Source organism: Amycolatopsis thermoflava N1165 (genome assembly GCF_000473265.1).
In the GTDB taxonomy this organism is placed as follows: Bacteria; Actinomycetota; Actinomycetes; order Mycobacteriales; family Pseudonocardiaceae; genus Amycolatopsis_E; species Amycolatopsis_E thermoflava.
On sequence record NZ_KI421511.1, the window covers coordinates 2,542,361 to 2,557,363 of the forward strand.

The following is a 15,003-nucleotide window of genomic DNA, read 5'->3' on the forward strand; positions in this document are numbered from 1 at the left end:
GAGGGGACGCGCGGTCCGGGGTTTCCGGACCACGCGCCCCCATGCTCCGCGTGCCGTCAGGAGATGCCCAGCTGCTGGCAGACCGGGGCGGTGTCGCCGCCGCAGATCTCGCTCGCCTTGACGTAACCCTGGTCGACCACCATCTTCACGTTCTCCTTGGTGATGGAGAACGGCTGCAGCAGCACCGACTTGACCGTGCGGTTGCCGGTCGGGTCGGTGGAGGTCTGCTTGGCGATGGCGTCGGCGCCCGCCGTGTCGCCCTTGACCAGCGCGGCGGCCAGCTGCGCGGTGGCGTCGGCCTCCTGCTGGATCGGCTTGAACACCGTCGAGTACTGCTGGCCCTGCAGGATGGACTTCAGGCCCGCGGCGCTGGCGTCCTGGCCGGTGACCGGGACCGAGCCGGCGAGGCCGTTCTTCTGCAGCACCGTGATCACGGCGCCGGCCATGCCGTCGTTGGCGGCCAGCACACCGTCGACCTTGCCGCCGTTGGCGGACAGGAACTGCTCGAAGGTCGCGCCGCCGACCGCGTTGTCCCACTTGTCGATGCGCTGGCTGGCGACCTTCTTCAGCCCGCCCGAGCTGTAGAGCGGGCCGAGGATCTCCTGCTGCCCGTTGTAGAACAGGGTCGCGTTGTTGTCCGTCGGCGAGCCTTCGATCTCGATGACCTGGGCGCCGGGCTTGGTCTTCAGCGCGTCCGCGAGCGCCTGGCCCTGCAGGCGGCCGACCTGGACGTTGTCGAAGCTGACGTAGTAGTCGGCGCTGCCACCGAGGTTGAGGCGGTCGTAGTTGATGACCGGCACGCCCTGCTGCTTGGCCTTCTGCTCGACCGTGGCGCCGACGTCACCGCTGGGCGCGGCGATGATCAGGACCTTCACGCCCTGGCTGAGCATGCTGTCGGCCTGCTGCGCGAACCGCTGGTTGTCACCCTGGGCGTTCTCGATGATCGGGCTGAGCCCGGCCTTCGTGAGGGCCGACTGGAGCATCGGCTGGTCGAACCCGGCCCAGCGGGCCGAGGTCGCGGTCTCGGGCAGGATCACGCCGACCTTCGGGCCGCCGTTGTCCGACCCGCCGCTCCCACCGCTGTTGTTGTTGGCGCTGTTCGCTCCACACGCGGTCAGCGCCAGGACAAGCCCGGTGCCCGCGGCGGCCAGCGCGAGGGTCTTTCTCCGCTTCATTGCGTCCCCTTGGCAGGAATGTTGTGACTCACAACATTTGAATGTTGTGGCCGACAACATACGTCGTGACCGCGTGTGAGGGGAAGCCCGATCCGACACGTTCCGGTAACAAAAGGGCCGCGATCCTCAAGCCGTGGCGGGAGCGGGACGAACGGCGACGGCACGTTGCCCGAAAGGGACGTCCTCGCTGCTCAGACGGCCAGGAGCGGGCGAAGCTACGCCCGGTGCGGGATCGCGGTGGCTCAGCCGAGCCAGGAGGCGAACTCGTCACGGAGCGGCACACCGGCGGCGCGCTCCGCGTGCGCGATGAAGTCCTCGGTGGTGACGGTGCCGTGCGCGTGCCCGGCCACCCAGGTCCGCAGCAGACCGAAGAACACCTCGTCGCCGACCCGGCCGCGCAGCTCGTGCAGGACCAGGCCGCCGCGCTTGTAGACCTGCTCGTCGAACAGGCGCGCCACGCCCGGGTCGCCGATCGCCACGTCGGTGCCGGCGCGGGACCGCCAGTCGCGCGCCAGCGCCTCCGCGGACGGGCCGCCGGAGGCCTCCGACCACAGCCACTCCGCGTAGGTCGCGAAGCCCTCGTTGAGCCAGATGTGCCGCCAGCCGGCGACGGTGAGGCTGTTGCCGAACCACTGGTGCGCCAGCTCGTGCACCACCAGCCGCTCGAACGTGCGGCGGCCGTCGACGTGGTTGGCGCCGAAGATCGCCATGCCCTGCGCCTCGATCGGGTCGTCCAGGTCGTCGTCGGTGACCACCACGACGTACTCGCCGAACGGGTACGGCCCGAACCACTCGGTGAGCCTGCGCATCATCTCCGGCTGGCGCCCGAAGTCGTGCGCGGCCGCGGCACGCAACCGCCGGGGCACCGCGATTCGTTGCACCCCATCGAGGATCAGCTCGTCGTACCGTCCGATCTGGACACTCATCAGGTACGGCGCGGTGGGCTCGCGCCGCTCGAACACCCACGTGGTCGCACTGCCCCCGGCGCGGCGGGTGACGAGGTCGCCGGTCACCAGCACCGTGTAGGCCGACGCGGTGGTCAGCGCGACGCGGTAGGACGCCTTGTCGCCGGGCCGGTCGTTGCACGGGAACCAGGACGGCGCCCCGGTGGGCTGGCTCGCCACGAGCGCGCCGTCGGTGAGCTCGTCCCAGCCGATCTCGCCCCACCGGCTCGCGACCGGCCGCGGGTTGCCGGAGTAGCGCACCTCGACAGTGAACTCCCCGCGCACCGGCCGCACCGGGCGCACCACCAGCTTGCCGCCGCGGTGGGTGAACCTCGCGGTCCGCCCGTCCACGCGCACACCCTTGACCGCGAACCCGGCCAGGTCGAGCGGGATCCGGCTCAGCTCGCCAGCCGCGACCGCGGACAGGGCCGCTCGCGCGCTCAGCCGGTTCGGCCCGATCTTGTAGTCCAGCTCCAGGTCGTAGTGCGTGACCCGGTAGTCGTCGCTGCCGTGGCCGAGCGTGTAGTCGGCGCGGCTCACGCCCGCCACGCCGCGATCGGGTTGCCCAGCCAGCGGCTGTCGGCCGGGACGGCGTCGCCGCGGGTCACCAGCGAACCCGGGCCCACGGTGGTGCGCGCGCCGACGCTGGCGCCGGGCAGCACGATCCCGTGCGGGCCGACGGTCGCGCCCTCGGCCACAGTCACCTCGCTCATGCGCATGATCCGATCATGGAACAGGTGGGTCTGCACGACACACCCCCGGTTCACGGTCGCGCCGTCGCCCAGCCGCACCAGGTCGGTCTCCGGCAGCCAGTACGTCTCCAGCCACACCCCGCGGCCGATCTTCGCGCCCATCGTGCGCAGCCAGCACGGCAGCAGCGGCGTGCCCGCGCTCCAGCTCACCAGCCACGGCACCGCGAGCGTCTCGACGAACGTGTCGGCCAGCTCGGTGCGCCACACGAACGAACTCCACAGCGGGTGGTCCACCGCCCGGAACCGCCCGGTCAGCGCCCACTTCACCGCGGTGGTCACGGCCCCGGCCACCAGACCGGCGACGACCAGCACGACCGGCGCGGCGACCGCGGCCACGAGCAGGCCCGCCGCCGACCACACCGCCGCCAGCGCGGCCAGCACCAGCACCGCGAGCGCGACCGCGCACATCACCGGCACGATCCGGCACAGCTCGACCGCGGCCCGCGCGGCCTTCAGCCGCAGCGGCGGCGCGAACGTGCGGCTGGCGTCGGCCGCCTCTACGGCGCGGCGCAGCGGCATCGGCGGCATGCCCAGGTACGACGAGCCCTTCTTCGCCTTGCGCGGCGCCGAGGACAGCACCCCGACCAGACCACGCTTGGGCACGGCGCGCCCGGCCGCGGCCATCCCGGAGTTGCCGAGGAACGCCTGCTTGCCGATGCGCGTCGGCGCGACGTGCAGCCAGCCGTGGCCCAGTTCGTAGGTGGCGACCATGGTGTCGTCGGCGAGGAACGCGCCGTCGTCGACCTGCGTCATCCGCGGGACCGCCAGCACGGTCGAGACCTCCGCGCCACGGCCGACCTTCGCGCCCAGCAGCCGCAGCCACACCGGCGTGAACAGGCTGGCGTAGAGCGGGAACAGCACCTGGCGGGCGAGGTCCATCAGCCGCTCGGTGGCCCACACCTGCCAGGCGATGCGGCCGTGCACCGGGTGGTAGCCCTCGTGCAGGCCCAGCCCGAGCAGCCGGACGGACACCAGCACCAGCAGCGCGTAGGTGCCGAACGCGGCCACCGTCGCCACCGGCACGGCGAGCAGCGCGGCGCCCAGGGCGGCGCCGATCGTCGTGGTGCCCGCGACCGCGGCGCCCAGTACCAGCAGGCCGGGCACGGCGGCGAGCACCGGGAACAGGCCCAGCACGAACGAGGCCGTCCCGTAGGCGAAGGCCCAGAACCGCGACCGCGGCGGGCGGCTGGACGGCCACCGCAGCGCGCCCTTGCCGTCGCGCCGCGCGGGCGAACCGGCCCAGCGCTGCCCCGCGGGCACCGCGCCCAGCACGGTCGACCCGGCGGCGATCTCCGCGCCCTTGCCGATCCGTGCGCCGGGCAGCAGCACGCTGCGCGCGCCGACCCGGGCGCCGGCGCCGACACGGATCTTGCCGATGTGCACCACGTCGCCGTCCACCCAGTGGCCGGACAGGTCGACCTCGGGTTCCACGGCCGCCCCGCGGCCCAGCTTGAGCAGGCCGGTGACCGGCGGCGGGGTGTGCAGGTCGACGTCCTTGCCGACCTTCGCGCCCAGCGCGCGGGCGTACAGCGTCATCCAGCTCGCGCCCGAGATCCCCGCGGCGCCGGCGGCCTCGGCGAGCCGCTCCGCGGCCCACAGTCGCAAGTGGACCCGGCCGCCGCGGGGGTGGGCGCCGGGGCGGACGCCACGCAGCAGCAGCCGCGAGCCACCGGCCGCGATGGCGATGCGGCCGGGCGGGCTGAACAGCACCAGCCAGGCCAGGGCCAGCGACCACCACGGCACGGTGGGCGCCCACGCGACGCCGGTCAGCGCGAGCACAGTGGACAGTGCGGCCAGCGCGGTCAGCCAGCGCAGGCCGGTCAGGGCGAGCACCGGCAGGCCCAGCACGGCCTGCGCGGCTCCGGCTCGCCGCGGAACCGGGCGGACGTCGCGCCGCCGCGCGGTTTCCCCGTCGAGGCCGTCGAGCAGCGCGGCGAGCTGGCCGAGCTTCGGGTGGCGGTAGAGGTCGGCGACCGACACCTGCGGGTGCCGGGTGCGGATGCGCGCGACCAGTTGCGCGGCGGTGAGGCTGCCGCCGCCGGAGGTGAAGAAGTCGGCGCCCGGATCGGTCACCGGCACACCCAGGATCTCCGCCCAGCCCTCGGCGAGCCACGACTCGGTCGGCGTCAGCGTCGCGGCACTGTCCACAGTGGCCAGCGGCCAGGGCAGCGCGGCGCGGTCGACCTTGCCCGAGGTGCGGGTCGGCAGGTCGTCGACCACCGCGAGCAGCGGCACCAGGGCAGCCGGCAGCCGGTCACGGAGCAGCGCGGAAGCGGCATCGGTGTCGAACTCGCCCTGCGGCACGACGTACCCGATGAGGACCTGGTTGCCTGCCTTCGTGGTGCGGATCGCCGCGGCGGCTCCGGCGACCCCGGGCAGGGCCTGCAGTGCGGCGTCCACCTCGCCCAGCTCGATGCGGCGGCCGCCGAGCTTGATCTGCTCGTCGGCGCGGCCGAGGAACACCAGGCCCGCGGGCTCGGCACGCACCAGGTCGCCGCTGCGGTAGGCGCGCTCCCAGCCCAGCGCGGGCAGCGGCGCGAACTTCTCCGCGTCCTTCACGGGATCGAGGTAGCGGGCCAGGCCGGCGCCGCCGATCACCAGCTCACCGGACTCCCCCATCGCCACCGGCTCACCCGCGGCGTCCACGACCACGAGGTCCCAGCCGGCCAGCGGCAGCCCGATCCGCACCGGGCCCTCCCCGGTCAGCGGCGCGGCGCAGGCGACCACGGTCGCCTCGGTCGGGCCGTAGGTGTTCCACACCTCGCGGCCCTCGACGGCGACCCGCTCGGCCAGCTCCGGCGGGCACGCCTCGCCGCCGAAGATGAGCAGCCGCACGTCCTCCAGCGCCTCGGCCGGCCACAACGCGGCCAGGGTCGGCACGGTGGACACGATCGTGATGCGCTGGGCGACCAGCCACGGCCCGAGGTCGACGCCGGTGCGCACGAGCGCACGCGGGGCGGGCACCAGGCACGCGCCGTGCCGCCAGGCCAGCCACATCTCCTCGCACGAGGCGTCGAAGGCGACCGACAGCCCGGCCAGCACGCGGTCACCGGGGCCGACGGGCTCCTCGGTGAGGAACAGCCGGGCCTCGGCGTCGACGAAGGCGGCCGCGGAACCGTGGCTGACCGCCACGCCCTTGGGCTTGCCCGTCGATCCGGAGGTGAAGATGATCCACGCGTCGTCCCCCGGCGCGGGCGCGCCGGTGCGGCGGCCGGGTTCGGCGAGCATCGTCAGCCCGTCGTCCATCAGCACCGCGCACACGCCGGCCTCGGCGAACACCAGCTCGGCCCGCTCGTCCGGGTCGTCGGCGTCCACCGGCACGTAGGCCGCGCCCGCGGCGAGCACGCCGAGGATCGCGACGTAGAGGTCGGCGGTGCCGGAGGAGATCCGGACGCCGACGCGGTCGCCGCGGCCGACGCCCTCGGCGGCGAGCCGCCTGCCCAGCGCCTGCGCCTCCTCGGACAGCCTGCGGTAGCTCAGCACCCGCTCGCCGTCGTCGAGCGCCGCCGCGTTCGGGTGACGCGCGGCGGTGTCGGCCAGCACGTCCAGCAGCGTGCGCCGCGCGGCGGCCGGTCCGCCGGGGAACAGGGCCCGGTCCGGGGCCAGGACCCCGGGCAGCGTCGGATCGAGAACGGGCGCGCCCATCGAGTTCACCTTCCGCCAGCGTTCGGGCCGGAACTCGCGAAAAGTGTGAGGCGCCCGCGCGGGACGATGACTCTACCCGAGGTGAACGGCAGGTGGCCGGGCGGTCTCACCGGGGTGTCGCCGCCGTCACACCTCGTTGCGTCACTTGCCCTTCTTGCCGGGCCGCGGCTTCTTTTCCCGCACCCGCACGTTGATGCGCACGGGGCTGCCCGCGAAACCGAAGCGCTCGCGGAACTTCCGCTCGATGAAGCGGCGGTAGCCGGCCTCGAGGAACCCGGTGGTGAACAGCACCAGCGTCGGCGGGCGGATGCCGGCCTGGGTCGCGAACAGCACCTTGGGCTGCTTGCCGCCGCGCACCGGCGGCGGGGTGGCCGCGATCAGCTCGGACAGCCACGAGTTCAGCTGCCCGGTCGGGACCCGCTGGTCCCACGAGGCGAGCGCGGTCCGCAGCGCAGGCGCGAGCTTGCGCACCGAACGCCCGGTGAGCGCGGAGATGTTGACCCGCTCGGCCCAGGTGACGCGCACCAGGCCGCGGTCGAGCTCCTTCTCCAGCTGGTGGCGGCGGTCCTCGTCGACGAGGTCCCACTTGTTCAGCGCCAGCACGCACGCGCGGCCGGACTCCACCACGGACGTCAGCACGCGCAGGTCCTGTTCGGACAGCGGCTCGCTGGCGTCCAGCAGGACGATGACGACCTCGGAGGAGTCGATGGCCGCCTTGGTGCGCAGCGACGCGTAGTACTCGGTGCCGCTCGCGGTGTGCACGCGCTTGCGCAGGCCCGCGGTGTCGACGAACCGCCACACCTGGCCGTCCAGCTCCACCAGCGAGTCGACCGGGTCGACCGTGGTGCCCGCGACCGAGTCCACGACGGACCGCTGCTCGCCGGTGAGCTTGTTGAGCAAGCTGGACTTGCCCACGTTCGGCTTGCCGACCAGCGCGACGCGGCGCGGCCCGGCGACGGCCTCACGCTCGCGCGGGGCCTCGGGCAGCACCTTGATGATCGCGTCGAGCAGGTCGCCCGAGCTGCGGCCGTGCAGGGCGCTCACCGCGTGCGGCTCGCCGAGGCCGAGCGACCACAGCGAGGCCACGTCGGACAGCAGCCGCTCGTCGTCGACCTTGTTGGCCGCCAGCAGCACCGGGCGCTTCGACCGGCGCAGCACCTTCGCCACGGCCTCGTCGGTCGCGGTCGCGCCGACCGAGGCGTCCACCACGACCAGCACCGCGTCCGCGGTGTTCATCGCCAGCTCGGCCTGTGCCGCGACCGCGGCCTGCAGCCCGGTCGCGCTCGGCTCCCAGCCGCCCGTGTCGACCACGGTGAACCGGCGGCCGGACCACTGCGCGTCGTAAGCCACGCGGTCCCGGGTCACGCCGGGCGTGTCCTGCACGACCGCCTCGCGGCGGCCGAGGATCCGGTTCACCAGGGTGGACTTGCCCACGTTCGGGCGCCCGACGACGGCCAGCACGGGCTGGCTCAGCTCGGCTTCCTCCTCGGACGCCGTGTCGTCGGCCTGGCTGTCGAGCGCGGTGAACTCCGCCTCGTCCGACCAGGTCCCGTCAAGCTCCGTCATAACTCCGCTTTCTTCCCGCGCACGGGCTCGCCCTGCGCTGCACGCCATTCGTCGAGGGTGCGGACCAGGCCCGCGAGTTCGTCCCGCAGCCGCCCGGTCGCCTCGTCCAGCCCGGCCCGGCCGCGGGACGACCTCGAGCGGGAACGGCTCACCCACCAGGATGTCGACCCGGGGCCGGAACCGCCGCCCGCTGCCCGCGGGACGCCGCGTCCCGCGCACCGCGATCGGCAGGACCACCGCGCCGGAGGCCCGGACCAGCCAGGCCGCGCCGCGCTCGGCGCTGGTGACATCGCCCTCGCCGCGGGTCCCCTCCGGGAACACCGCGACCAGCCCGCCGCCCTTGAGCACGTCCGCCGTGGTCAGCAGGGGCGCCCGGTCGGGCTCACCCCGGCGCACCGGCACCTGTCCGATGCGCCGGAGGAACCACCCGACCGCCCCGGTGAACATCTCCTCCTTGACGAGGAACACCGAACGGCGCGGCAACATTCCGAAGATGATCTGCGGCTCGACCATCGAGCTGTGGTTGGCCACCACCAGCACCGGCCCGGTCTTCGGCACCCGCTCCAGCCCGCGGATCCGCAGCCGGTAGGCCGGCTTGAACAGGTGGGTCCCCACGAACCGGGCGGCGTCGTGCAGCCGCGCCGACGCGCCGTCCGGAAGACCGGCAGGGCTCACCGCGTGACCTGCGCGCACGTGCCCAGCAGGCCGCGCCGGCCTGCCAGCTCGGACAGGGCGACGAGCACCTGGTCGATGGACAGCTCGGTGGTGTCCAGGTGCACCGCGTCGTCGGCGGCCTTCAGCGGCGCGACGGCGCGCGTCGAGTCGAGCCGGTCCCGCCGGTCGACCGACGCCAGCGCCTCGGCCTGGCTGCTCTGCCGCCCGGCGGCGGTGTCCTGGGCACTGCGTCGCGCGGCCCGCACCGCCGGGTCCGCGGTCAGGTAGACCTTGAGCGGGGCGTCCGGGGTGACGACGGTGCCGATGTCGCGGCCCTCGACGACGATGCCGCCGATCTCGTCGAGCACCTCGCCGATGATCCGCCGCTGCCGCGCGACCAGCAGCTCGCGCACCTCGGGCACCGCCGACACCGGCGACACCGCGTGGTTGACCTCGGCGCCGCGGATCTCGGCCGCCACGTCCTCGCCGGCCAGGTGGACGCTCGGCGCCGACGGGTCGGTGCCGAGGGCGAAGTCGGTGGTCCGGGCCAGTTCCGCGACCGCGGGACCGTCGGCCGGGTCGACGCCCGCGCGCAGCACGGCCAGCGTCACCACCCGGTACATCGCGCCGGTGTCGAGGTAGCCGGCCGACAGGCGCCTGGCGAGCTTGCGCGCCACCGTGGTCTTCCCCGTTCCCGAGGGTCCGTCCAGAGCGACCACGCCGCGTAGGGCTCCCGCCACCGATGCTCTCCTCGCCGTCTCGATCGGTCTGTACCTGCGGTTCTCCATTGTGCCTGGCCCGCGGTGCGGCGACCGCACCGGTACCGTGGCGGTCGTGAACGTGGAAGTAACGCCCCTACCGGGCATCGGTGTGCGGAAGGACTTCGCGACCCGGAACGGCCGCCGCATCGGCGTGGTCACGCACCGGGACGGGCAGATCGAGCTGATCGTGTCCAAGTCCGACGACCCCGACGCGTGCCTGGCGTCCCTGCCCCTGACCGCCGACGAGGCCGGCGCGCTGGCGAACCTGCTCGGCGCCCCGCAACTGGTCGCGCAGCTCACCGAGGAGCACCGCGAGGTCCCCGGCATCAACACCAAGCAGCTGCCCATCAAGGCCAACTCCCCGTTCGACGGCCGCACCCTCGGCGACACGGCGATGCGGACCCGGACCGGCGTGTCCGTGGTCGCCGTCATGCGCGCCGGCCAGGTGCACCCTTCCCCCACCCCGGACTTCACGTTCACCGCCGGTGACGTGCTGGTCGCGGTCGGCACGTCGGAAGGCCTGGAGGGCGCCCTCAAGATCCTGAAGAACGGCTGAGCCCTTGGAGCACACCGCACTGGCCCTGATCGAACTCGGGGCCGTCTTCTTCGTGCTCGGCGTCCTGGGACGCCTCGCCGGGAAGATCGGCCTCTCCCCCATCCCGCTCTACCTCCTCGGCGGCCTCGCCTTCGGGCAGGGCGGCCTGATCCCGCTCGGCGACATCGGCGACTTCACGCACCTGGCCAGCGAGATCGGCGTCGTGCTGCTGCTGTTGCTGCTGGGCCTGGAGTACTCGGCGGCCGAGCTGTTCACCGGGCTGAAACGCTCGTGGATGGCCGGTTTGCTGGACATCGTGCTCAACGCCGCACCCGGCGCGGCCGTCGCGCTGCTGCTCGGCTGGGGCCCCATCGGCGCCATCGTGATGGCGGGCGTCACCTACATCTCCTCGTCCGGGATCATCGCGAAGGTCCTCGGCGACCTCGGCCGGCTCGGTAACCGGGAGACCCCGGTGGTGCTGTCGATCCTGGTGTTCGAAGACCTGGCGATGGCGCTGTACCTGCCGATCCTGACCGCGCTCCTGGGCGGCGTCAGCTTCCTCGGCGGCCTGGAGGCCGTCGGGATCTCGCTGCTGGTGATCACCGTGGTCCTGGTGATCGCGCTGAAGTACGGCCGGTACGTGTCGGCGATCGTGGACTCCGACGACCGCGAGGTGTTCCTGCTCAAGGTGCTCGGCGCGGCGCTGCTGGTGGCCGGGCTCGCCTCGGCGATGCAGGTGTCCGCCGCGGTCGGCGCGTTCCTGCTCGGCATCGCGATCTCCGGCTCGACCGCCCACAACGCCACGCGGCTGCTGGAGCCGCTGCGGGACCTGTTCGCCGCGGTGTTCTTCGTGGTGTTCGGGCTGAACACCAACCCGGCGTCCATCCCGCCGGTGCTCGGCTGGGCCGTGCTGCTCGCGGTGGTGACCACCCTGACGAAGGTGGCGACCGGCTGGTGGGCCGCGCGGCGGCAGGGCGTCGGGAAACTGGGCCGCGCCCGCGCCGGTGCGGCGCTGGTGGCGCGCGGTGAGTTCTCGATCGTCATCGCCGGGCTGGCCGTGTCCGCCGGCGCGGTGGTCGACGAGCTGGCCGCGCTCGCGACCGCGTACGTGCTGCTGATGGCGATCCTCGGCCCCATCGCGGCCCGCGTGGTCGAGCCGCTCGCGAAGGGCCTGCAGCGGCGGCGCGGACACGGCCACGAGCCGGCGACCTCCAGCGCGGGCTGAGTTCCCCCGGGGGGCGGCGACAGTGTGGTCGCCGGCTCCCCTCAAGGCAGGACGAGTGCGCGGCCTCTTCGGTCCGCCCCACCACCGTGGTTCCGTCGTCGGCGGTGATGATCGGGCGCCGCTTCAAAGATCAAGAGATAGTCCTCGCCGGACGGGCAGGCTCCGGGATGACCTAGGGGTGCCTGACCTCGCCTGGGCGAAGGTGGTCGCCGGGTGGTCATCCCGTCGCCTTCCGGTTTGTGCATATCACCTTGAGCCAGGGCCGCAAGCTTTGTGCTTTCGGCTGCCGGACCCAGCGCGGGTTGCGGCCCTGGCTCAAGGTGATCGTTGCGTGTCAGGCGACGGGATGACCACCCAGCTCGGGTTTTGTTCAGGGCACGGCGGTGCCGCCGTCAAGCCAGAACCGAGCGCACTGCCTCTTCCGTCCGCCCCACCACCGTTGTTCCGTCGTCGGCGGTGATGATCGGGCGCTGGATCAGCTTCGGGTGCTCCGCCAGCGCCGTCAGCCAGCGGCCCCGGGTCGCCTCGTCGCGCGGCCAGCTCTTCAGCCCCAGCTCGACGGCCTCGGGCTCCTGCATCCGCGCGATGTCCCACGGGTCCAGGCCCAGCCGCTTCAGCACCGCGTCCAGCTCCGCCACCGTCGGCGGCTCCTCCAGGTACCTGCGCACCTCGTAGGACACACCCGCCTCGTCCAGGATCGACAGCGCCGAACGGCACTTCGAGCACCGCGGGTTGACCCAGATCTCCACTATTCGCCTCCCGCCAGGGTCGCCAGCACCTGCTCGCCGTAGCGGGCGAGCTTGTTCTCCCCGACGCCGCTCACCCCGGCCAGCTCGTCCAAAGTAGACGGCTGCTCGGTGGCGATCTGACGCAGGGTCGCGTCGCTGAAGACGATGTACGCCGGCACGCCCTGGTTCTTCGCCTCCTCGAACCGCCAGGCCCGCAGCTTCTCGAACACCGGCCGCGCCTCCTCCGGCATTTCCGCCGCCGCCTTGCGCTTCGCGGTCGCCGCGGCCGCCCGGCCGGCGCGCTTGGGCTCGCGGCGCATCCGCACCTCGCGCTTGCGGCCCAGCACCTCGCCGCTGGCCTCGGTCAGCAGCAGCGTCCCGTAGTCGCCCTCGACGGCCAGCAGCCCCTGCGCCAACAGCTGCCGCACCACGCCGCGCCACTCGCTCTCCGACAGCTCCTGCCCCACCCCGAACACGGTGAGCTGGTCGTGCCGGTGCTGCGTCACCTTCGGCGTCTGCTTGCCCAGCAGGATGTCGATGATCTGCCCGGCGCCGAACTTCTGGCCCCGCTCGTGCTGCAGCCGGTACACCGCGGACAGCAGCTTCTGCGCGGCGATCGTGCCGTCCCACGACTCCGGCGGCGTCAGGCAGGTGTCGCAGTTGCCGCACGGCTGCCCGGGCTGGCCGAAGTAGTTCAGCAGCTGCGCGCGCCGGCACTCGACGGTCTCGCACAGCGCGAGCATCGCGTCCAGGTGCTGCGACAGCCGCCTGCGGTGCGCGTCGTCGCCCTCGGAGGTCTGGATCATCCGCCGCTGCTGCACGACGTCCTGCAGCCCGTAGGCCAGCCACGCGGTCGACGGGAGCCCGTCCCGGCCTGCGCGCCCGGTCTCCTGGTAGTAGCCCTCGACCGACTTCGGCAAGTCCAGGTGCGCCACGAACCGCACGTCCGGCTTGTCGATGCCCATCCCGAACGCGATGGTCGCCACCACGACCAGCCCGTCCTCGCGCAGGAACCGGGCCTGGTTGCGCGCGCGGGTACGGGAATCCAGGCCGGCGTGGTACGGCACCGCGCTGATCCCGTTGGCCACCAGGAACTCCGCGGTCTTCTCCACCGAGTTGCGCGACAGGCAGTACACGATGCCCGCGTCGCCGGGATGCTCGGTCCGGATCAGGTCGAGCAGCTGCTTCTTCGGCTCGGCCTTCGGCACGATCCGGTACTGGATGTTGGGCCGGTCGAAGCTGGCCACGAACTGGCGCGCCTCGCCGAGGTTGAGCCGGGACACGATCTCGGCGTGCGTGGCCTTCGTGGCGGTCGCGGTCAGCGCGATGCGCGGCACGTCCGGCCAGCGCTCGTGCAGCTCGGACAGGCCCAGGTAGTCGGGCCGGAAGTCGTGGCCCCACTGGGACACGCAGTGCGCCTCGTCGATGGCGAACAACGCGACCTTGCCCCGGTCGAGCAGGTTCCGCGTGGACTCCATGGACAGCCGTTCCGGCGCCAGGTACAGCAGGTCCAGCTCGCCCGCGAGGAACGCGGCCTCGACCTCGCGGCGCTGCTCGAAGTCCTGCGAGGAGTTGAGGAACCCGGCGCGCACGCCGACCGCCAGCAGCGCGTCGACCTGGTCCTGCATGAGCGCGATCAGCGGCGAGACGACCACGCCGGTGCCGGGGCGCACCAGCGACGGGATCTGGTAGCACAGCGACTTCCCGCCGCCGGTCGGCATCAGCACGACCGCGTCGCCGCCGCCGATCACGTGCTCGACGATCGCTTCCTGGTCACCGCGGAAGGAGTCGTAACCGAAGACGCGGCGCAGCGTCTGCAGCGCGTCGCTCACGGGGATGGTTTCAGCGGAGGCCACGCCGCGATCCTAGGGGCTCGCCGCGGTCGCCGGGCGCCGCCACACGAGATGCCCGGTCATGCCGCGCGAAGCGACCATTTTCCGGGACCGGCGGTGTCCACCACAGTGAGGACCCCGCGCGAACGAAGGAGCCGCCATGCACCCGACCCACCACGAGGAACTCCTGGCCCTGGCGCGCGGCGGCGACGGTGAGGCCTTCCGCGCGCTCGTCGACCCCTTCCGGCGTGAGCTGCAGGTGCACTGCTACCGCATCCTCGGCTCGGTCCAGGACGCCGAGGACATGCTGCAGGAGACGTTGCTGGCGGCGTGGCGCGGCCTCGGCGGCTACGCGGGCCGCGCTTCCGTGCGGACCTGGCTGTACCGGATCGCCACCAACCGTTGCCTGAACGCGCTGCGCGCCGAGGCGCGCCGCCCACGGGATCACCCGAGCCCCCGAGGAGGCGTTCCGTTGCCCGAACCATCCCGCCGCCGGCCGGAGCCGAGCTGGCTCGAACCGTGTCCCGACGACCTGCTGGAGGCCGCCGCCGGTCACCTGGCCGGGCCGGAGGCCCGGTACGAGGCCAGGGAGTCGGTGTCGCTGGCGTTCCTCGCCGCGCTGCAGCACCTCCCGCCCAGGCAACGGGTGGTGCTGGTGCTGCGGGACGTGCTGGGCTTCCGGGCCACCGAGGTGGCGGAGATGCTGGACACCACCGAGAACGCGGTGACCAGCGCGCTCACCCGGGCACGCGGCGCGCTGGCCGGCGAGTTGCCGGGCCGGGCGGACGCGCCGCTGCCGGACTCGCCCCGGGAACGCCGCATCGTGGACACCTTCGCGCGCGCGTTCGAGGCCGGGGACGTCGAGGCGATCGTGGCCCTGCTGACCGACGACGCGTGGCTGACCATGCCGCCGCTGCCGCTGGAGTACCAGGGGCTCGACGCCATCCGGACCTTCCTGGACACCGTCGTGATGCGCGACGGCCGCCGGTACGTGCTGTACCCGGCCAGGGCGAACGGCCAGCCGGCGTTCGGCTACTACGTCCGCGACCCGCGGACCCCGGTGCTGCACGCGCACGGGGTGCTCGTCCTTACCCTCAGCGGCGACCGGGTCAGCGCGCTGACCCGGTTCGACAACTCGCATCTGACCAGGTTCGGTTTCCCGCGCACGCTGCGCCTGTGATCCGCC

Annotated in this window: 10 protein-coding genes and 1 pseudogene; 3 read left to right on the forward strand and 8 right to left on the reverse strand. The window is 73.1% G+C overall.

The features are described from left to right. Positions 1 to 56: 56 nt before the first annotated feature. The 6 genes and pseudogenes from AMYTH_RS0112585 to cmk form a co-directional block, all read right to left on the reverse strand. Positions 57 to 1,175 carry a sugar ABC transporter substrate-binding protein gene (locus AMYTH_RS0112585; protein WP_027930631.1) on the reverse strand — a complete coding sequence of 373 codons (1,119 nt, stop codon included), beginning with the start codon at positions 1,173 to 1,175 and terminating at the stop codon, positions 57 to 59. Between the two features lie 242 nt (positions 1,176 to 1,417). Then, a complete protein-coding gene (locus tag AMYTH_RS0112590) occupies positions 1,418 to 2,668 on the reverse strand; it encodes a M1 family metallopeptidase (protein WP_027930632.1) in 1,251 nt (416 codons plus the stop codon). Continuing rightward, positions 2,656 to 6,516, reverse strand: a complete 3,861-nt coding sequence (locus tag AMYTH_RS0112595) for a Pls/PosA family non-ribosomal peptide synthetase (RefSeq protein WP_027930633.1) — start codon at positions 6,514 to 6,516, stop codon at positions 2,656 to 2,658. Before AMYTH_RS0112595 ends, AMYTH_RS0112590 begins: the two co-directional genes overlap by 13 nt. Positions 6,517 to 6,657: 141 nt before the next feature. Then, a complete protein-coding gene (gene der, locus AMYTH_RS0112600) occupies positions 6,658 to 8,082 on the reverse strand; it encodes a ribosome biogenesis GTPase Der (protein WP_027930634.1) in 1,425 nt (474 codons plus the stop codon). Next, positions 8,079 to 8,757: pseudogene (locus tag AMYTH_RS47860) on the reverse strand (lysophospholipid acyltransferase family protein). Before AMYTH_RS47860 ends, der begins: the two are co-directional and overlap by 4 nt. Beyond that, positions 8,754 to 9,455 (reverse strand): (d)CMP kinase, encoded by a 702-nt coding sequence (cmk, locus tag AMYTH_RS0112605; RefSeq protein ID WP_027930635.1) that lies wholly within the window; start codon positions 9,453 to 9,455, stop codon positions 8,754 to 8,756. Before cmk ends, AMYTH_RS47860 begins: the two are co-directional and overlap by 4 nt. Before the next feature lie 115 nt (positions 9,456 to 9,570). Here cmk and AMYTH_RS0112610 point away from each other — a divergent pair, with 115 nt between their 5' ends. Together AMYTH_RS0112610 and AMYTH_RS0112615 are read left to right on the forward strand one after the other, a co-directional pair. Then, positions 9,571 to 10,053 (forward strand): cation:proton antiporter regulatory subunit, encoded by a 483-nt coding sequence (locus tag AMYTH_RS0112610; protein WP_026153076.1) that lies wholly within the window; start codon positions 9,571 to 9,573, stop codon positions 10,051 to 10,053. Between the two features lie 4 nt (positions 10,054 to 10,057). Beyond that, the gene (locus AMYTH_RS0112615) at positions 10,058 to 11,257 is read left to right on the forward strand and encodes a cation:proton antiporter (protein WP_017982020.1); all 1,200 of its coding nucleotides are present in this window, start codon (positions 10,058 to 10,060) and stop codon (positions 11,255 to 11,257) included. Between the two features lie 392 nt (positions 11,258 to 11,649). On the opposite strand, the gene AMYTH_RS0112620 is transcribed toward AMYTH_RS0112615, so the two are convergent. Continuing rightward, positions 11,650 to 12,006: an arsenate reductase family protein gene (locus AMYTH_RS0112620; protein ID WP_027930636.1), complete on the reverse strand. Its 357-nt coding sequence runs from the start codon at positions 12,004 to 12,006 to the stop codon at positions 11,650 to 11,652. Beyond that, positions 12,006 to 13,841, reverse strand: a complete 1,836-nt coding sequence (gene recQ / locus AMYTH_RS0112625) for a DNA helicase RecQ (RefSeq protein WP_020420645.1) — start codon at positions 13,839 to 13,841, stop codon at positions 12,006 to 12,008. The genes AMYTH_RS0112620 and recQ overlap by 1 nt, the downstream gene beginning before the upstream one ends. A 136-nt stretch (positions 13,842 to 13,977) precedes the next feature. Between recQ and AMYTH_RS0112630 the strand changes: the two genes are divergently transcribed. Then, on the forward strand, positions 13,978 to 14,997 hold the full coding sequence (locus tag AMYTH_RS0112630; RefSeq protein ID WP_027930637.1) for a sigma-70 family RNA polymerase sigma factor: 1,020 nt from the start codon (positions 13,978 to 13,980) through the stop codon (positions 14,995 to 14,997). The last annotated feature ends 6 nt before the right edge of the window (positions 14,998 to 15,003 follow it).